Origin of the sequence: Salinarimonas ramus, assembly GCF_014645695.1 — a bacterium.
Taxonomy (GTDB): Bacteria; Pseudomonadota; Alphaproteobacteria; order Rhizobiales; family Beijerinckiaceae; genus Salinarimonas; species Salinarimonas ramus.
Genome location: NZ_BMMF01000012.1, coordinates 144,828 through 163,333, shown reverse-complemented (window position 1 = coordinate 163,333; position 18,506 = coordinate 144,828). Strand labels below are relative to the sequence as shown.

The 18,506-nt window shown below is 65.3% G+C and carries 12 protein-coding genes and 2 pseudogenes; 9 read left to right on the top strand and 5 right to left on the bottom strand.

Annotated elements, in window-relative coordinates; all coding sequences use genetic code 11:
• Window positions 1-46: 46 nt before the first annotated feature.
• Complete coding sequence (locus IEX89_RS18985) at window positions 47-4,510, bottom strand: DUF4214 domain-containing protein (protein WP_188914832.1); 4,464 nt, start codon at window positions 4,508-4,510, stop codon at window positions 47-49.
• Between the two features lie 798 nt (window positions 4,511-5,308).
• Between IEX89_RS18985 and IEX89_RS18980 the strand changes: the two genes are divergently transcribed.
• Together IEX89_RS18980 and IEX89_RS18975 are read left to right on the top strand one after the other, a co-directional pair.
• Window positions 5,309-5,551 carry a type II toxin-antitoxin system Phd/YefM family antitoxin gene (locus IEX89_RS18980; protein ID WP_188914831.1) on the top strand — a complete coding sequence of 81 codons (243 nt, stop codon included), beginning with the start codon at window positions 5,309-5,311 and terminating at the stop codon, window positions 5,549-5,551.
• Window positions 5,551-5,973: a type II toxin-antitoxin system VapC family toxin gene (locus IEX89_RS18975; protein ID WP_188914830.1), complete on the top strand. Its 423-nt coding sequence runs from the start codon at window positions 5,551-5,553 to the stop codon at window positions 5,971-5,973. Before IEX89_RS18980 ends, IEX89_RS18975 begins: the two co-directional genes overlap by 1 nt.
• A 621-nt stretch (window positions 5,974-6,594) precedes the next feature.
• Here IEX89_RS18975 and IEX89_RS18970 read toward each other — a convergent pair.
• Window positions 6,595-7,389: a polysaccharide lyase family 20 protein gene (locus IEX89_RS18970; RefSeq protein ID WP_188914829.1), complete on the bottom strand. Its 795-nt coding sequence runs from the start codon at window positions 7,387-7,389 to the stop codon at window positions 6,595-6,597.
• Between the two features lie 754 nt (window positions 7,390-8,143).
• Here IEX89_RS18970 and IEX89_RS18965 point away from each other — a divergent pair.
• Window positions 8,144-9,268: a DUF4214 domain-containing protein gene (locus IEX89_RS18965; RefSeq protein ID WP_188914828.1), complete on the top strand. Its 1,125-nt coding sequence runs from the start codon at window positions 8,144-8,146 to the stop codon at window positions 9,266-9,268.
• Between the two features lie 203 nt (window positions 9,269-9,471).
• A complete protein-coding gene (locus tag IEX89_RS18960) occupies window positions 9,472-10,362 on the top strand; it encodes an aldose 1-epimerase family protein (RefSeq protein WP_188914827.1) in 891 nt (296 codons plus the stop codon).
• A gap of 283 nt (window positions 10,363-10,645) precedes the next feature.
• Here IEX89_RS18960 and IEX89_RS18955 read toward each other — a convergent pair whose 3' ends face one another.
• Window positions 10,646-12,109, bottom strand: a complete 1,464-nt coding sequence (locus tag IEX89_RS18955) for a DUF4214 domain-containing protein (protein ID WP_188914826.1) — start codon at window positions 12,107-12,109, stop codon at window positions 10,646-10,648.
• A gap of 181 nt (window positions 12,110-12,290) precedes the next feature.
• Between IEX89_RS18955 and galE the strand changes: the two are divergent.
• Window positions 12,291-13,312, top strand: a pseudogene (gene galE / locus IEX89_RS18950) (UDP-glucose 4-epimerase GalE).
• 109 nt (window positions 13,313-13,421) lie between these two features.
• On the opposite strand, the gene IEX89_RS18945 reads toward galE, so the two are convergent.
• Window positions 13,422-14,156, bottom strand: a complete 735-nt coding sequence (locus tag IEX89_RS18945) for a hypothetical protein (RefSeq protein ID WP_188914825.1) — start codon at window positions 14,154-14,156, stop codon at window positions 13,422-13,424.
• Between the two features lie 174 nt (window positions 14,157-14,330).
• Here IEX89_RS18945 and IEX89_RS18940 point away from each other — a divergent pair, with 174 nt between their 5' ends.
• Window positions 14,331-15,101 carry a transposase gene (locus IEX89_RS18940; RefSeq protein ID WP_188914824.1) on the top strand — a complete coding sequence of 257 codons (771 nt, stop codon included), beginning with the start codon at window positions 14,331-14,333 and terminating at the stop codon, window positions 15,099-15,101.
• Between the two features lie 34 nt (window positions 15,102-15,135).
• On the opposite strand, the gene IEX89_RS18935 is transcribed toward IEX89_RS18940, so the two are convergent.
• Window positions 15,136-15,858, bottom strand: a complete 723-nt coding sequence (locus tag IEX89_RS18935) for a hypothetical protein (protein WP_188914823.1) — start codon at window positions 15,856-15,858, stop codon at window positions 15,136-15,138.
• A 467-nt stretch (window positions 15,859-16,325) separates the two neighbouring features.
• Here IEX89_RS18935 and IEX89_RS18930 point away from each other — a divergent pair, with 467 nt between their 5' ends.
• From IEX89_RS18930 to IEX89_RS24850, 3 genes and pseudogenes are all read left to right on the top strand, one after another.
• Window positions 16,326-16,766, top strand: a complete 441-nt coding sequence (locus IEX89_RS18930) for a transposase (protein WP_188914822.1) — start codon at window positions 16,326-16,328, stop codon at window positions 16,764-16,766.
• A gap of 251 nt (window positions 16,767-17,017) precedes the next feature.
• Window positions 17,018-17,506: pseudogene (locus IEX89_RS24855) on the top strand (IS66 family transposase); the annotation flags it as partial.
• A complete protein-coding gene (locus tag IEX89_RS24850) occupies window positions 17,496-18,329 on the top strand; it encodes an IS66 family transposase (protein ID WP_444544460.1) in 834 nt (277 codons plus the stop codon). The pseudogene IEX89_RS24855 and the gene IEX89_RS24850, both read left to right, overlap by 11 nt.
• Window positions 18,330-18,506 lie beyond the last annotated feature (177 nt).

Sequence of the window (18,506 nt, the reverse complement as noted above, 5' to 3'; positions counted from 1 at the left end):
ACGGAACACGGTACTCGAGGTCGTGCCGCCCATGCAGGACAGCGGCTCAGCCCCACGGCGTATTCGGATCGAGCAGGAAGGTGCGCGCGTCTGGCTCTCCCGCCAGATCGCGACATTCCGGGCTCTCCGAAAAGGAGGCCAGGAGGTGATCCCGGCCCATTCCGTCCGCCAGTCGGTCGAGCCAGAATGCGAATCCGCCCGCGTCCGGGTCCCGTCGCAACACGTTGCGGTAGACGATGTCGAGGTACTCGGCGTCGGACTGCGCCGATGGATCCCCGAAGCGATCCGCAAACTCGGGGGAGGCGATGAAATGCCGAGCAATCTCGACGAGACCGAAGTCGCCCCCGGCGAGAAGCGTCGCCCAGAAACCGCCGCCCGGTGGATCGGCGTCGCGACCGAAAGCCGCCACGTACAGGCGGCCCACCTGGCCGATGACTTGGAGATGATCGAAGGCCATCACGCCGTCCTCGAACTCGAGGCGCTCGATCGACCTGACTGTGTCCGAGCCCGCAGGACCCGTCACGGTCGTCGGAAGGCCATCACGGCCGACCTCGACGACGTAGTCGCGGCTCAAGCCGGGGAAGGCCACGACGTCGACGCCCCCTCCCCCGTCGAACGCCTCGTCGCCGGGTCCGGACAGCCACCGGTCCGGCCCTTCGGAGCCGACGCCGTCGAAGCCCACGGGGTCACCGGCCGGCGGCGTGGCCGGACCCGCGCCAACGGCGCCACCCCCGCCGCCCCCCGCCGGCGGCGGAGGGGGCGCGCCGCCGATGCCGGCGTCGGGTCCGACACGGAAGGTCAGGAGGGCGCCTGCCCCGGTCGGGTCGAATGCGTTACCGGCGCCGTCCGCCACCGCGGCCGAGGAGATCTCGACACGGGCCGAGGCACCCGGCGTGAGCGGCGCCGAAGGCGTCAGGACGACGTCTGTGCCGCGAACCGCCGCGTCGACGGCGATCACGTCGCCGCTCCCAGTCACCACCCTGAAGCCGCCTGCGGCCGGCAAGACGACGGGCTCGTCGAAGGACAGGACGACGGCGCCCGCCAACAACGAGCCGTCGACCCCGACGAGGGCCGGCGCGCGCATGTCGCGCGCGGCCGCCGCATCCGCCTCGAGGCGCTCGAATGCCGAGGCGACGTCGCCCGCGACGCTCGACCCGGCCGGTCCCAGGATGTCCTGCGCCGCCTCCAGGATCGCATATATGCGGGACAAGACGCCCTCCGGCGGCTCGGAGCTGGACGCGGCGGCGATCAGGCCGTTCGCGGCCGCGACGCCACCGGCGACGGCAGCCGCTAGATCGTCGCCAACCGCGACTCCCCCGCGGCCCGCGGCGGTGTCGATCACGGACCGGACCGTCACCGCAGACGAAAGGTCGAGGGGGCTACCCGCGACGGCGCCGGCGACGTCCGCGAGAGCTCGGTAGGCTGCCTCGGCTGCCTCGTAGACGCCGATGGCCCCCGAAGCCGTCAGGGCCTTTGCGGCGCCCGCGACGATTGCGGCGACCATCGCCGCCGCCTGCGTCACGGCAAGGCCCGCTGCATCGCCCCCCAGCGCTTGGCCGAAATGATCGAACGAGCCGAACGCGAGCGTCGGGTCGAGGCCCAGAGCCTCGGCCGCCGCGCGGTCCGATCCCATGATCTCCGCGAGCGTCGTCAGGGGCGAAATCACGCTTGAGCCAGGCGCCGCCCACATCGCGCCGGCAACGGGATTGCCCGTCGCCGCGTCGACGCCGCCCAGCGAGACGAGGCGGCTCCCGCCCGCCGCGATCGAAAAGCGGCCGCTGCCGTCCGTGAGTGCGACCGGCTCACCCGCATTGAGCGTGAGGTCTCCGTCGACGTCGCCAAAAATCGTCGCCCCGGCGACGTAGCCGTCCACCGTGGTGCCCTCGGTGAAGGCACCCGTGCCGGGATCGAGCAGGAACACGCCGTCCGAGTCCCGCCGGGGAAACCTCTCATTGAACGTCAGCGCGAGATCAAGGCGCGCCTCCAAGACAGCGAGTTGAACGAGATTTTTGCCGAGTGTGTAGCTGGTCGACAGCGCGCTGATGGGCGGCAACGAGAACAAGGCGATTTCGACGAGATCCTGCATAGTGAAGAGGTCGGCGAGCGTCTTCTCGCCCAATCCGTCGGGATTGGTGGCGATTTCGCTCGCCGCCTTGCCGAGGCCGGCGTTGATCGTGTTCTCGATAAAGCTACGAATATAAGTCTGCCAAAAGTCTTTTCCACCCCCATCGGAGATCATCGCGTCGAGAAGCGGCTTGACGCGGTCGACTGCCGCGTCGGCCGCCTTCTTACCTATCTTTGCATTGGAGGCGGCAAGGGTGACCACGGTCTCAATGACGATCTTCAACTGTTCCGTGCGGAAGGCCTCAAGGATACTTCGCGCGCTTTCTGCGATCATCCGCGGCAGCGCGTCCTCGACCCGCTCGACCTTTACGACCGGGTGGATCGGCGAGAGCCCCTCGGTCAGGCGCAGGTCCTGCTTCAACATTTCGTTGCCGAAATAAACGCGCCCGAGGCTCCTCGCTCCGCCGGCCGTTTCCACGAAGGCCTCGATATACGTCTGGATCGCGTTCGACGCGAAGACGAGGTGGTCCGCGCGCTCCGCCGTTCGAATGTAAGCCGTCTCCCCAACTTCGAAGTTTACGATCAGGTCGAGATTGTCCACAAAGTAGCTGTCTCGGCCCTTGCCGCCGTCGAGACGATCGGCCCGGTCGCCGACGAGGGCGCCAGGGGGAAGATCGGTCCAGGCGTGGAGGAAATCATCGCCTTCCTCGCCGAACAGTTCATTCCAAGCGTCGTCCGGTGTGACGGCGCTGCCGAAGATCTGATCGACGCCGGGCACTGAACCCGCCCAAAGATGATCCGCTCCGGCTCCACCCCGCAAAACATCTTGCCCGAGGCCGCCGTAAAGGAAGTCGGTGGTGGCGTCACCCTGTGGCCCTTCGAAGCCCAGGAGAAGTGCCTCGACCACTCCCGGGTGATCGCCGTAAAGGGCATCGGGGCCGTCACTTCCCAACACCATGTCCGATCCGCCCCTGCCGGTGACCGTCAGTCGATCCCATGAGCCGTCAGGTCTCACGATACGGATGAAGTCGTCGTGGGGAGAACCAATGATGGACTCGACATTAGAAACTTCGGCAAACATGCGCAGATCACCGGGTGACCTGACATAGTCGGGCCTGTTGACGATGACGCCGACCGAGGCGGTATCGCCGATGCCGAGCCCGAAGAACACCAGGTCGTTGCCGTCTCCACCGTCAATCGTCGACGTATCGCCGGCGATCGCCCAGTCACCGATCCGGTCGTTGCCGTCGCGGCCCCGGATGGTGTCAGATCCGGCGCCGGCGCGGAACGGTGCTTCGAACGGCCACTCGAGGGTGATCGCCGCGTCGCGTCCCGGCAAGGCCACCACATCATCGCCGCCGCGCGCATTCCGAATGGCAGGGCCTGGCCATGAACCCTTGTAAGCTTCGGCCTGCCCCGATGTAAGCCTTTCGAAATCGACGGTGTTCGAACCGTCATCGAAGAGCGGTTCTACACCGACGATCAACTTGAGCGGTTCGTCGGGATCCGGTGTGAGTGGAGCGTTGTTCGTCGTGAGTACAAGAACACCCTGGTCGAGGACACCATCTCCGTCCGCATCGACTTCGATGAAGCTGCCGCGCGTGCCCGCTTCCGGCGGAACATCAGGATCATCGGGGAGGGAATCGTCACCGATCCGTATTTCGGGGCGTCCGCTCGCCGTGAACGCACCGACGCCGACGTTCACCGCATCGCTCCACCTCGTGAAGTCGAGAACGTCATCCGGGCCGAATCCGACAATCTGGTCGTGTCCCGCGGGAACAAGCGGGTGGTGCCAACCGGACCATCGACTCTCGGGATGAAGCGGGTCGGGAAGCAGATCGTCGAGAGACTCGTAGTAGACTACCGTGCCGCCTGAAGGTGCATTCAGCCAAACGAAATCCAGCCCCCCGGATGGCGAAAAGTCCGAACCAGCGCTAGTGACAACGACGTATTCGCTTCGCGGCGTCAGGCTGCCTGAAATCGGCCCATCGAATGGGTAATAAGGCGCGACTGCATTGGCGAGTGCTTGTGCTAGGCTTGGAGGTGGCACAGCAATAATATCGATAGACATCTTAATGGTGCCATCCGCGAACTCCCATGCTGCCGCCTCGAATACGGTTTCACCGCGCGCGGTCTCCAAGGCAAATGATCGAAGTTCCACGCGCTGAAGTCGGTATTCAATATTTTGCCAGCCATCTGTATCGAGGCTTATCTGCCATGGAGTGTATACTGCGGAATACGTATGATGCGCGAAATAATCACCGTATGGCGTGAGTGTATCCTCCTCTTTCAGGCCGAAACTTGGTGTCAATCCGGGCGAGAGCCGACTCGAATCTGACGCAGGGAAAGGGTGTTCGCCGTTAAAGAGCGGCAAATGCTTGATCGCGTTCCAATCGAAGACCACCCCGGGGGCGCCGAAGCGCACATTGGCAAGGAGTGTCGTCACGGTGCCACCTCGGTATCATAACGCGTGCATGAGCACATAGAGAAAGACAAATTCGATCCCATAATCAATGGCAATTTTTACCTATCCTTAATAAACGCGAGTGCAGGCGACTGGGGAGCTTTTTTGGCGTCAGGTTGAGCGGATCATTCTCCGACCGAGGCCATCGGCTATGACGGGCTCGACTGTCGCGACGCTTCAGGACGTGGGTTGAAAGGGTCACTCGGCTACTCACAGGTCTGTGGCTGAACCGACTTCGGCGGGACGGTGAGGCTCCGCTGCGATGTTGGCGTGGCGGGCAATCGCGTCCACAGCGACTTGAGGGACGTGCCGGTCGTGGTCCTAATGCAGAGCATCTTCCTGCACCGCCGCCTCTGGGGCTCGGCGATGGCCCCCCGGCCGCCCACAGCGTCCGGCGGTCGCAGTTCAGGCGGTTGTCGGCGCAGGGACGTGGAACGAGATCGTCGAGGTCATGGACTGGCAGGAGGCGGCGTGGTTTCTGGCCCGCCACGCTCGCGGCGCTGGATGATTGCGGCCGGCTGTTACGAGCGCCGGCAAGGGGCGACGGTTCGGGGCGGGCAACACAGCCGGCTACTCAGGCCGGCCGCGGCGAGGATGCCAATCAAAGCGAGGGCCTGCACGCTTGCCCTACCCTATTGGGAGGCCAAAATCGGGCGCCACGCGACCACCCGGGAGCCGCCCCGACATGTTCGGCCTCGGTCCGGCGCCGAGCGCAGCCGTTGCCTTGACACCGTACGGCCCGGCAATTATCTGACCAACTCTAATGGTCAGGAGGGCTCGATGGCCGAAATCAACGTCGCGGAAGCAAAGGCACGTTTGAGCGAGCTTCTCGAGCGCGCGGCATCGGGGGAGGTCGTCACCGTGTCGCGGCGCGGCAAACCCGTGGCACGGATCGTGGGCGCGGAGGAGCAGCCGAAGCGGATCGATCGCGAGGAGCTCAGACGGCTTACAGCGTCGATGCCCCCGGCCACCGGCTCCGCGGCGGAATTCGTCCGCAGCATGCGAGACGAGGATCGCTTCTGATGCCGTATCTCGACACGTCCGTCTTGGTGGCCGCACTGACGCCGGAGGCCGAGACAGACCGTGTGCAGGACTGGTTGGCGGCACAGGCCCCCGGGTTACTCCTGATCAGCGACTGGGTCGCCACCGAGTTTTCGTCGGCGCTGTCGATCAAGCTGCGCGGCGGAAGGATCGGCGAGCGCGACCGGGCATCGGCGCTGTCGGCCTTTACGCGTCTCGGCGGGTCCGGCCTGCGTCGCCTGCGCGTCGACCCGGAACACTTTCGGATCGCCGCCCGATTCGCCGATCGGAACGAGCTTTCGTTGAGGGCGGGTGATGCGCTTCATCTTGCCGTCGCCGCCGATCACGGGGCGTCCCTCTGCACACTCGATCGACGCATGGCGGCGGCGTGTCCGCTTCTCGGGATCGAGACGGTGGAGATTTGAAGGCGAATCGCCACGTCGTTGCGCGCCGGTGCCGTCGCGATCCGTGTTGATTTCGACGTCTGAAGCGACCCGCCGGGTTTGCCGGTCGTGGCCGTCCTGCGGAGCATAGTCCGGCGGCGCCACCGCGTCCGGGGCGGTGTGCTCGTGCCCGCCACTGCCGGCTGCGAGCGGCAATAGCATTTTAGGCGGGTGTCGGTGCAATTCACTTGGATCGAGTTCTGGGAGGCGTTGGAGCAGCCGGAGGCCGCGCGGGTCCTGGAGCGCCCGCCCGGGGCGCTGGCTGATCGCGGCGAGCCGCAGCGGACGCAGGCGCGCGGCAATTCGGGGCGCGACACACGGACGGCCACCGATGCCGCCGGCGGCGCATTTCGAAATAGTTTGCGGGGCCTGCCCGCCTCCGCTGCCCCGGTGTCTCGGCCACCGGTCATCGCGGGCCGCGGCAAGTCCAGGTCCACGAAGTCGGGCATTCACGGCCGCGAGAAGAGACCCAACACCGCTCCCTTCTCTACCCCAGTGTCGAGGTCCCGGGCCGAAGAGCGTTGCCCGCACGATACGTGCCGAACGCGTTCGAGGGGGGCCAAGGATCGAGCCCCGGCCCACCGCGGAGACGTGACCGCGGCTTTACTCTGCGAGCCCGTCGCGCGTGCGAGCCCGACCGACGTCGCGGTAGTAGGCGACGAGTGTCGGCGCCTCGCGACCGCCGTAGCGACTGAGGAAGCTTCGGTAGATGCCGTACTTGAAGTAGACCGGCGCGTCACGGTCGACATTTCGGCCCCTGAGGTCGACAGCCTGACGGCCGTTGACGAAGACGCGAACGAAGCCCTCGTCGGACAGAGACCAACGCGCATTCACGACGATCTGTGTCCACCGCCCCCGCATCTGGGACCCGGAGATCAGATCGCGCCGTAATGCGGGCGGCAGCGGCGCCATAGGCGATGCCTGCCGAGCAGACGGGTTCGAGAGTTCGAGCAGGTAGCGGCCCCTGTCGAGCAGAAACATCGCGGCCGGTTTGCCCGGCCCACGCTGATGAAACTGCCCGAGCTTGGTGTCGAGGGGCGTCGTCTCGGGGAAGTCTTCCGGGAGGAACACCGAAAAGCGATACCAGTACTCGGTATCGAGCGCGGAATATGGCGCAGTCTCGGCGAACTCCGCTCGTTCCCGATCAGCGCCGCAATCGTCGGATGTTCCGCGACAATCGCCCGGCCGCAATTCGAACCGCTCCGCGGCAGCCCCATCGGGCGCTGTCGCCGGAGCGTAGGAGTATGAGGCCGAAAGCTGTCGCTGAAAGCCGCTGAAACCCCCACCTCCGAAAGCGGCGCCGCCGCTCGCCGTTTGGCTGCACGCGGCGATCAGCAGCGTGGCGCCGACGACCGCGAGGGTCTTTATCGCTTCACCGATCCCAAGCCTCGCGCTCATGCTCGCCACCTCCAGCCACGCGAGACGCCTCGCGGATATGCGCCGATAGTCCATCCTCCGTCGCGATGGCGTCAATTGTTCTTTGTCGATCGCTTGTCTGAACTGATGAAGCTCGCCCTGTCGTCCCGCGCGGAGCCGACTTCAGGACGCCATGCCAATTCCGCACACGCGAGGCCGATTTTCCACTCCACGTGCACGGCCCCCTGCCCTCCCCGAGCCGGATTGGTCCACGTCGGCCGCTGTGAACCACCCCGCGTACGTGAGCATCGGCCTGCGTCCCGGCGCACGAACGGAGATCGCGACCGCAGCCCGAGTACGCCCGACGAATGCGCGCCGTTTTTCTACAAGCTATTGAGTGTGCCGGTGGGCATCCTCACCTATCCGCTGCGGTCTGCTCGCGGATGAGATTGACCGCCTCCGCGCTCGACAGTTGCTTCTGACCCGCCCGGCATGTCCTCGACCAAGCACCGGAGAGATAGCACGGCACCGACGTGTAACGCACACGCAGCGGCCCGACCGCACGTCTTCGCCGAAAGCGACACCGGCTCATCCATGCGCCCCCAGCGGCAAATCAAGATCCGCGAGCTCGGCGGTGGGCCGGATCCGCGCTCCGGGGCGGCCGACTCGAGCGGATGATCGAGAGTGTGGCGTCCACTAGACGAATATCGATCTTTGCGATTGACTTGCAAACACCTCTTCGGGACACTCGCCGGTGGCTCGATTTGCGGTCGTGTCGTGATGATAGGGGTGACAAATGGCGGATATCACGATCTTCAACGGCGTGGTCGGCGGAACGCCGGGCGATGACGTATTTCGGACGACCACGGGCCTGACGCAGTTCAGAGTTGAGGCCGGAGGCGGGAACGACCGGCTGATCGCCGACATCAGTCACCTGGCGGGCGTCAATTGGGATGTCCGGTTCGTCGAGACCTACACGTTTTTTGGAAGCAGCGCAGCGACATTCATCGCGCGCTTCGGAAGCTTTCCGAAGACGGTGGACTTCTCGGGCGTTGAGACGTTCGCACTCGCGCTGATCACTGACGGCGTGATGTCGAACACGGTGATCGGCGGCCCGCTGACCGCCGCGGGGTTCCACAGCGGCACGGCTGCCGGCGCGTCTCTCCAGACGATGGATTTCAACAGCGGCGTCGCGACCCTTTCGCGCCCGACTGTAGGCGACATCTCGTTCGGATCGACGTCGCTGGCGGCCTTCCACGCAATTGACGGGGTCAATTCCTCGACGACGGGAAATGCCGCTAACAACACGCTCGTCGTCGCGAACGGGCAGCACTCATTCCGCGGCGGCAGCGGCGTCGATACCGTGATCGTCCGGTTCGAGGCGATCGGAGTGCAACCCGAACTCATCGAGATTACTTCGGGACAAGACGACACGATCACGATTTCAGCCCCCCGGCCGTTTGCCGTGTCCGGAGAATCGGTCGAGCGTGTGCAGTTCATGAACAATCAAGATCAAATCGTGCGCACGATCGCCTACGATACCGCACCGGGTGAGAATGCCGGGTCGGTCTACCGTGTGTACCAAGCCGCATTCGACCGAACTCCCGACAACGACGGTCTCAAATTCTGGATCGACCGCGCGGACGGGGGCATATCGCTCGTCGACATCGCCGCCGGCTTCGTCGGCTCGGCGGAGTTCCAATCCATCTATGGGGTGAACCCGACGAGCGAGCAGTTCGTCGCGCGATTGTACCAGAACGTTCTCGGCCGTGAAGGTGAAGCTGGCGGGCTAGAGTTCTGGACGAACGAACTGAGGTCCGGCTCGCGGTCGCAAGCGCAAGTGCTGGCCGACTTCGCAGAGAGCGCGGAGAACGTGATGGGCGTGGCGCCGTCGATCGTCGACGGCATCGTGCTGCTTTAGCAGGGCGGTGCGAAAGCCGCTCACCTGGTCGACCGGGAGATGATGCATTCTCCTCAGTCGGCTTGGTGAGGCGGCGGTACGGTGATCGAACGATCTGCCGAGATCCATGCCCTGCGACGCCAATCCAACGCTGCGGGTCCGCATCATTCATCTGCCGCGGCCCATCAGGGGCCGGTGATCGGCCAAATCGGAGGCTCTATCGCATGGCGGACGACGTCTTCGATCTCGCTTGCGGACCCGTCCGCGCCCGCGTCGCACAGCGCGGGGGCGAACTCGTCGGCCTCGCATTCGACGGCGTTCCCGTCCTGTGGCCGGGCGATCCGTCGATCTGGGGACGACAGGCCCCGGTACTGTTCCCGGTCGTCGGCCGCTCACCGGGAGGCCGCATAAGCGTCGGCGGTCACGACTACCCGATGCCGGCTCATGGCTTTGCCCGGGACCGCGATTTCACGCTGATCGAGCGAGATGATCGACGCGTGCGCCTCGCAATCGATGCGGACGATGAAACGCGCGCAATGTACCCATTCTCCTTCCGGCTGACGATCGAGGTCGCCGCGGAGGAGTTCGAACTTTCGATCGTGGCCGTCATCGAGAACGTCGACGAGAAGCCGATGCCGTTCGGCTTCGGCTTCCACCCGGGCTTCGTGTGGCCGACGCAGCCAGCCGAGCGCAGCCGCTACCAGGTCCACTTCGAGACCGCCGAAGACGGTCGCGTTCGACGGGCCGATCCGGTGACGGGCCTCCTTCTTCCAGGCCACGACACGATATCTCTCGCTGGCCGGACGCTTCGCCTCGATGACGGCCTCTTCCAGGCGGGCTCGATCCATTTTGAGCGCGCCCGTTCCCGGAGCCTCTGGTTCGGTCCGCATGCCGGTTTGGGCCTTCGCGTCGCATTCCCGGACAGTCCGCAGCTCGGGATCTGGTCACTGCCCGGAGCACCCTTTTTGTGCATTGAGCCATGGCAGGGCCTCGCGGCCGAGGCCGGCGGATCTGGCGCGCTCGAGCAGCGTCCCGGAACGAGCCTGCTTCACCCGGGACACACCGCGCGCTACCGGATGACGATCATGCCGGGCGTGCGCGACCGAGAATCGTGATCACCGCTACTCGCTTGCGAAACGCGCGCCTAACCGCCGGCATGCGCGACGCGCGCGACCGCCGGATCTATGGTGCGTCACGCGTCGATCGCGGACCGCAAAAGATGAGGCCGCGCGGAGACATGGCACGACGACCGGAAAAGGTCTCCGTCCGCCGTGTATGTACCGCGGTCACGTGCCGACATCCATCTCCGCTCAGCGATTCTGTTGCAATTCTTTCCGAAATCGAATGCTGCAAGACGAATGATTCGAGAATCTATGCGCAAACCGACTAAGCTGGACTTCATGCGACAGACAAATCATACACGATACCGTCCGCAATTGCTTGCGCAACAGAGTTTTTATTTTCAACACTCTCGGAAAAGCCCAGCAAGACCTCGGCTTGCGTAACGCCGCTTGTCAGTTTGCCGAGCCAGTAGTCGAAGCCTTGTGGTTCGGGATCGCGCTCCAGCACGTTCTTGTAGATCGCGGTCACGAAGCTCGCATTGTCGGGATCGGGGCCGTAGAGGTTCCGAAACTCCTGGGAGCGAATAAAACCAGAAGCGGCTTCCAGGAGAGGCATGCCCGCGTCGAGCGCCGCGATCCAATGGCCGAGACCGCCATGGTCGGGAGTTCTGTCGAGAGCCGCCTCGTAGAGCCGATACGCCTGACCCGCAAAACCCTCGAGGTCCAACGCGAGCGCCACGTCTGCGAAGTGCACACGCTCGACACCCACCAAGTTCTGTTGCTCCGAGCCAATCGTGATCCTGGTGAAAGTGCCTCCCGGAGCTATGTAGATGTCCGACACGAGGTCGCGGCTCACGGTATTCACCACGACGTCGATGCCGCGTCCCGCATTGACCTCGAGGCTTTGGCCACGAGCCACGATCCGATCGGCGCCGTCGAAGGTCACGACGGCATCACGGCCCCCGACCGTGTCGACGACGTCCGCGGCATTGGTGCCACGCAGGTATTCCGACGCGGCCGTACCGCTGCGCGTGAAGATCTCGTTGTGTCCGTCCCACGACCACGGGCGTGTCGTCTCCGGCGTCAAGGGCGCCCCATAGAGAGCACGCGCCGCCGCGACATCGAGAGGACCCAGTGCCGTGGCTTTCGGCCCTGTATAGGACATGACCGTCTGGCTTTTGTTGTCGAATGTCGCATCGAGGCGGGGCGTGTTTTCGAACGGGTGCTTCAGCCCGATCGCGTGCCCGATCTCATGAAGGGCGATGTCGAGGAAAGTCTCCGCGGACCACGCACCCACCGACGAGGAGAAGCGAACGTTGCCCGACGCGGCCTCGAGCCCTGAGAAGACGCGCAGGACGCCGGCGGGATCGACGAAAGAGCCGTGCTGCGGGTAGCTCGCGTCTCCTCCCGCTCCCGAAGAGAGGGTGTATATGCCGAAAAGAATGTCGCCTTCATGCTTCGAAGTCTCGATGAATGTTAGGCCGGCGGCAGCCTCCCATTGAGCGAGCGCGTCGCGCACCATGGCCCGCTGTTGCGCATCGAGTGGCGCCACGAACGGATTGGCGCCCGGCTCGAAATTGCGCGTCGGCTCCGCGCTTGAGAACGAATAGGTGACGACCACCGGTGTGGGCCCGAATACGGGTGACGTCAGTGCAAAGCCGCTCAAAAGTGCCGTATGGTCCTGGACGGTCGACGAACTCGAAAGCACGGACGATGCCGCCGGATCGCTCGATGTCCGTCCGCTCTCCCAATGCTCTCCCCCACAGAAGGGGCAACCCGCCTGCATCGACAATCCCAGCATATCCGTCGGCCCCTTGTATAGATCGCTCGGCGAGCTTGCACGTTCTACCCTACGAGGTAAAGCTCACATGTCGCGACGAGCGCGGCCTGTCGCCGAGCGTTTCGGGGGTTCCGAGTGATTCCCCAAACGCCCGTTTGCGGGTTGTGAGCGCTTGCGCGCAACTCGAGCTACAGGAGCGCTTATGACGGTGTTGATCACTGGCGGTGCCGGCTATATCGGGGCGCACGCCGTCCTCGCGCTGGTCGACGCGGGGGAGGACGTCGTCGTCCTCGACGATCTCTCGACCGGCGTGCGGCCGATGGTGCCCGAGGGCGTGCCCCTCGTCGTCGGCGACGTCGCCAATTCCGCGCTCGTGACCCGCGTCGTCGGCGAGCATGGCGTGAAGGACATCATGCATTTCGCCGCCAAGATCGTGGTGCCGGAATCGGTGGCCGATCCGCTGGGCTATTACGACGCCAACACGATGAAGACCCGCGCGCTCCTCGCGGCCGCGCTGGCCGCCGGAATCGAGCGCTTCGTCTTCTCCTCGACGGCGGCGGTCTACGGCGAGCCGGACCTCGCGACGATCGACGAGGACGCCCCGCCCGCGCCGATCAACCCGTACGGCCGCTCCAAGCTGATGAGCGAGTGGATGATCCGCGACGCCGCCGCGGCGCACGGGCTCGACTACGCCATCCTGCGCTATTTCAACGTCGCGGGCGCCGATCCCAAGGGGCGTGCCGGCCAGAGCGCGACCAACGCCACCCACCTGATCAGGTGGCCTCGCAGGCGGCGCTCGGCCTGCGGCCGGCGCTCTCGATCTACGGCACCGACTACGCGACGCCCGACGGCACGTGCCTGCGCGACTACATCCAGGTGACGGACCTCGCGGACGCTCACCTCGCGGCGCTCAGGCACCTGCGCGCGAAGGGCGGGCGTCACACTTTCAATTGCGGCTACGGCCGCGGCGCCTCCGTGCGGGAGGTGGTGGAGACGGTCAAGCGCATCTCGGGCATCGACTTCCCCGTGGCCGAGGCCCCGCGCCGCGCCGGCGATCCCGCGGCCCTCGTCGCCGACGCGACCCGCATCCGCGTGACCCTGGCCTGGGAGCCGCGCTTCGCCGACCTCGACACCATCGTCGCCCAGGCGCTCGCCTGGGAGCGCCGGCTCGGCAACAGCGCATGTGCGGGCACGCAGGCGAGCGGCGGTGGCCCGCTGTCTTGACGAGAGAAATGATCCACTGCGGCTCGCATCGAGCGACGCGGTGCACGCCCGTTCGTCAGGACCACCCGGGATGCTGCGCCGAACCGTTCCGTTGAGGCCGACGATGCCGTCACGGGGCGTTGACACCCGAGACGAGCAGGTTTCGCACGTGTCCGAGGCGGATTGCGTCGCGCAGCAGCGGGGCCGCCATGGCCTCGACGATTGGCTTCTTGCCCCACCTCAGGTCGACCAGCACCAGCGGCGAGCCCACGGAGCGGGCCAAGGCGAACGCCGCGGCGCGCGTCGACGGGCAAGTAGAAGGAGCCTCGTCGCTATTTTCCATGACGGCGATCAGCTCGCGAAGCCGCCCAGAAACGTTCCGTTCGTCCTCCCTGAGCGATGACGTGAGCTTTGCGAAGAACGGCAGGACCGTCCAGCCCTCGAGCAATCGGCGGATCATCACGACACCGCTCGCCGGTCGTCGCGCCGGGCGTGCCGCCCCGGGGCGAACGGCGCTCCTTCCGTCGAGTCTCGCCGGCAAGGGCGGCACGGGCTCTTCGAGCTCCGACGCCGAGCGGATGATCGAGTTGGCCCAATCCCGTCGCGTAGAGGCGTCCATGAATTTCAAGGCCGACAGGCACCGGCGTGCACTCCCTCTCGTCAGCGCCTCGAACAGCCGGACGTGTGGATCCCAATGATCCAGCGCAATGACGAGCCGCTGCTCGATATCGTCGATCAAATCCGTGATGGGCTCGTCCGGATCTCTGAAGAGCCCGTACTCGCTGATCCCGACGCTCAGCAGAAACTTTCCGTCTGCTTCGTTCAAGGCGGGGGCGACGACCACCGCCGACGTCTTCGTCTTCATGGCATCCTCTCACTGTGATCCGGTGATCGCGCGTGTGCCGACTGGCAGGCTGAAAGCAAGAAACCCGAACTTGTCCGCAGGCACCGCGCAGTGATCATCTCCGTGTACCTCGGCTCGAAAGCTGCCCGTCCGAGGCACTTGCCTCGGTGCCGCTGCGGAGGTAAGCGGATCAGCATGTCCGCGAACGATTCGAAGGCCGATCGCCCCCCCGACGCGGACACGGTTCTTCGAGTTCTCGGCCCGGTCGAAGAATTCGTGTCCGCGCTGCGGTCGACCGCGCCGAACCTTTCTCTCGTCGGCCTCGCCATCATCCTCGCCGTCGTGCGCGCTCATTTGCGCGGACAGACGCTCGGGATCGACGCGCTCGCCAACGAGGTCGGCTTGTCGTACTTCGCGACCGTTCGGCACACGAACCAGCTCGGCTCCGATGCTCGCAAGGGCGGCTTCGGCTTGCTCCAGAAGATCGACGCCCCGACCGACGGACGCGTTCGTCACGTTGTCCCGAGCTCGTTTGCCCTGGCGCTCCTCGCTAAGGCGGCGGCACGTCTGAGCACGCCGCAGCCGGTTCTCGTCTCCCCGGAAAATCCGCATGCACGCTCCCCCACGCGAACAAGAAGCTCCCTCGTTTCCGAGCTTCTTCCCGATCGGCTCGATGACGGAGAGTGGCTGACGATCGAGCCTGAGATCAGAAAACGAGTCTCCGTTTCGCCGAATACGGACTTGCGTGCCGTCATTGACGCCTACTTCTTTGTTAGACGTACCCGAACGCCGTGGTCGCAGCTTCCGCGAGGCTTCCCGCCGAAGTCGACCGTGTTCGACATCATTAATCCGAGTAGGCATCGGCGCCACTCCGGGAAGGATACACGTGCTCACATCGATGCGTTACTCGATCAGATCGAGCTTGAGCGAGCTATCGCTCGAGATCTCGGCCAGATAGAGGTTTAGCGAGACCAGTCGAGCGCCTTCACCCGCATCTTGTTCAACCTCGCCTCGTCGAGCTGGGGGCGTTCACACCGGCGACCAGGCGCAGCGGAAGTGAGCCATCGGCGAAGTCGGCCCTCAAATCGCAGAGCTCGAGCGCTTCCAGCTTGGAGGTGAAACCGTCGATCTCGCGTACACGAAACAAGTTCATGTCACTCGCGGCGGCGATGCTCGCCGCGAGGTGACACGCGTCGGGGCAGCGCGTCTGGTCTCCAGCGAGAATTGCCGAGGCGATGTCGATCAGCCGGCGCTGAACGCGCTCCACGTCGTCGGAAGCCATGGAGGCCCGGATCGTCGGAATGTGCGAGGTCCACGCCGCCCAGTTCGAGAGAACCACGACGACGTATCCGTCCGCGACAACCTGCAATCGCAGTAGGCCGAGCCATCCGAGCACGTCCGCGCTCGGCACGGGCTTGGGGTCGATTTCACCGTTCACCCGCGCTCGATCGAAACGGCAGATCCCGTCGAATAACCAGACCACCTCGTCGGCTCGCATGGACTCCAGGCAGGAGAGCACGCGCTCCGGGTCAGCACCGATGACCCGCGCGTCGCCGACGACCTGCGGCATCGAGCGCCGCAGCCGCGCTGCGATCGCAGCGACAAGCAGGTTTGCGCCATTCTCGTCGAGCATTTCGGGAGTGAATACCTGCGCTCCGATGTAGACTGCGAGCTGCAGATCGGCGATGTCCGTGAAGGGTGCGGCCGGTTCGATCGTGGGCATCTGTCTTCTCCATGAGGCTGGAAGAGCGCCTCTGAGCGCTGCAATCCATCTAATCAGAGCGCATTTCGCAAACAACAAAAACTGCCGCCTATAGTAAATGGATCGTTCGAGAAGCGCTCTACCTGCAGCCATATGAGCATAAACCCTTGATATTACATATGAATTCGACGAGATTCGGTAAAGACTTTGAGGCTACGAAGCCGGCTTTATACAATCATAAGCTTATGTAGACATTTTATACAAGTGCGTCCGGCCGGACGACCGCTCTCGGAGGGGGTGAGGCCTGGTCGCTGCACCTCGTTTGCCTCGAAACTGCTCTTCCGAGCGTGTTGTTCGTTGGATAGCGCGTCCGCTCGTCCTCGACCCAGCGTGCGTTCGCGCGTCGGCAGGTCCTGACGCGCTGCGGATCGCCGCCCCGGCACACGCCGGTAAGCACTGTCCTGGCCCACCTTTCTCGCCGAGAGCTGATGGGCGAGCCTCTGGATATGTCGGTGGGTCGCAGATCGATCGTGTTTGGACTTGAGCCTACGCTCGAGCTGCAGCGCTTGGTGCGTCGGCTCGAGGTGATCAACGGTGCTTGTGGGTGCCGGCATTGGAGCGCGGACGAGAAGGTCGAGATCGTCACCGAGGCGCTCGAGCCGGGCGCGCTCGTGTCCGAGATCGCGCGCCGGCATCGCCTGACGCTGCAGCAGCTGCTCACGTGGCGCTGCGAGGCGCGCAGGCCCCCTGGGCCGGTTGTGCGCAGGGCGACGATCGACCCGGCTTCGAGCCGGCGGTCCTTAAAGAACTACCGCCGTCCGAGCCGAAGAAGTCGAGGCGCTGCAGAGCGCCGGCGCGCCCGGTCGGACGAGGCACTGCGCCCGTTGGGCTGGAGATCGACTGCGTTTTTTGAGGAGCAGTCGCGGTGAGGACGCCGCGACCGTCGCGGCGGTGATCGCGGCTCTGAGGTCGCCGTCGTGATCGGGTCCTCGGGGGCGGCGAACGTGATGATAGCGACGACGCCGGTCGCCGTCCGCAACGGCGCGGAAGGCTCGCCGCCCTGGTGCGCGACGAGATGAGCGCCGACCGATTCTCGAACGTGATCTACGTCTTCCGCGCGAAGCGCGCCGACCCAGTGTAGCTGCTGGTCTTGGACGGGACCGGCGTTTGCCTGTTCGCGAAGCGGATCGAGGAGGGCGCGATCCGCGGGCCCCAAATCGAGCGCGTCGGGGACATCGCGGACAGGAGCTGCCCCTGCTGCCGGGGCGCGCTCCATTGCATCGGGGAGGACGTCTCCGAGCGGCTCGACGTCATCCCCGCCCAGTCCCGGGTGCTCGCCCTCCGCCAGCTCGAACACGCCTGTCGGCCCTGCGGGGATGGCGTGCGGCGGGCGCCCGCGGCAGCCGGCCTGATCGAGGGCGCCCTCCCGACGGAGGCGACCGTCGCCCACATCCCGTCGCGATGTACGCCGACCATCTGCCGCTCTTTCGTAAGGCGCAGATTGACCGTTGCCGCGCAATCGCCCTTCAAGGCTCGACGCTCACGGACTTGGTCGGCCGGGCGGCCTTCCTGCTCAAGCCCGTCCACGCGCGCATGCTGGCGGCGCTGAAGGTCTCGCCCAAGCTCTTCGCCGACGAGACCACCAACGCCGGTGTTCGATCCCGGGCGCGTTCGACCCCGGGCGGGGGCGCACCCAGACCGGCCAGCTCTGGGCCTATGTCCGTGACGATCGGCCGTGGGCGGGCACGGACACGCCGGCGGTCGTCTTCGTCTCCGAGCCCGATCCGACGAGCGAGCGCCCGCTCACCCATCGCGACGGCCTCCGTGGCGTAATTCAGATCGATGGCTGTGCCGGCTACAACGCGCTCGTCGAGCGCGGCGTGACGCCCGCCTTCTATCGGGCTCACGTGCGCCGCCGGTTCTACGAGCTCGCCGCCGCCAGCGGGGCGTCGATCGCCAGCGAGGCTATTGAGCGTATCGGCGTCATCTACGCCGTCGAGAGCGAGATCCGCGAGCTCGTGTCCGACGAGCGTCGCGCCGCCCGCCAGGCCGCATCGGTATCGCTCGTCGAGGCGCTCGGCGCCTTCCTGCGTACCCTGCTCGACCGCACCAGCGGACAGACAAGGCTCGCCGAGGCGATCCGCTATGCTCGCGCACGCGGGGACAGCCTCTCCCGCTTCCTCGGTGACGGGCGCGTCGAACGCGGTATTAACGGCTTCGAGCGCGCGATCAGGCTCCTCGCTCTCACCAGGAAGACGTGCTCTTCGCCGGCTCCGACGGCGGCTGTCGAACGGCGATCAAGGTGGAAGAGCGCGGCAATCTTCTCGCGCAGACCGGCTGCGGGCTGCATCCACCAATCGGACCGCGGGTCGCAGGCCGAGGAATATCGAGGCCGGATCGAGCAGATGGGGCTGATCTGTCCGATGGGCTGGAAAGGCAATCCCGGAAGGTGCTGTGCGCTCAGGCGCAGGCGGCGTGGTCCGCGGCGCTAACGGGAGGCTTACGATGGAGCGATCACGGGCTCACAAGGTCGTAGACTTCTTGACACGCTCCTCAAGCCGCCGGTCCGGAGAATTCCTCCGAGCCAATAAGGATAATAACGGATGATTTAACCAAAATTGGATCCATCAATTGACATTGCTTAACGTCTGGTTAAGGTTGCGCCGGAC

What these genes read in the sequence shown, in the direction of transcription:
- IEX89_RS18965 (WP_188914828.1), top strand. Translation starts at nt 8,144, where the DNA reads ATGGCGGATATCACGATCTTCAACGGCGTGGTCGGCGGAACGCCGGGC.
- IEX89_RS18935 (WP_188914823.1), bottom strand. Translation starts at nt 15,858, where the DNA reads ATGCCCACGATCGAACCGGCCGCACCCTTCACGGACATCGCCGATCTG.
- IEX89_RS18930 (WP_188914822.1), top strand. Translation starts at nt 16,326, where the DNA reads ATGGGCGAGCCTCTGGATATGTCGGTGGGTCGCAGATCGATCGTGTTT.
- IEX89_RS18940 (WP_188914824.1), top strand. Translation starts at nt 14,331, where the DNA reads ATGTCCGCGAACGATTCGAAGGCCGATCGCCCCCCCGACGCGGACACG.
- IEX89_RS18970 (WP_188914829.1), bottom strand. Translation starts at nt 7,389, where the DNA reads ATGAGCGCGAGGCTTGGGATCGGTGAAGCGATAAAGACCCTCGCGGTC.
- IEX89_RS18980 (WP_188914831.1), top strand. Translation starts at nt 5,309, where the DNA reads ATGGCCGAAATCAACGTCGCGGAAGCAAAGGCACGTTTGAGCGAGCTT.
- IEX89_RS18945 (WP_188914825.1), bottom strand. Translation starts at nt 14,156, where the DNA reads ATGAAGACGAAGACGTCGGCGGTGGTCGTCGCCCCCGCCTTGAACGAA.
- IEX89_RS18955 (WP_188914826.1), bottom strand. Translation starts at nt 12,109, where the DNA reads ATGCTGGGATTGTCGATGCAGGCGGGTTGCCCCTTCTGTGGGGGAGAG.
- IEX89_RS18960 (WP_188914827.1), top strand. Translation starts at nt 9,472, where the DNA reads ATGGCGGACGACGTCTTCGATCTCGCTTGCGGACCCGTCCGCGCCCGC.
- IEX89_RS18975 (WP_188914830.1), top strand. Translation starts at nt 5,551, where the DNA reads ATGCCGTATCTCGACACGTCCGTCTTGGTGGCCGCACTGACGCCGGAG.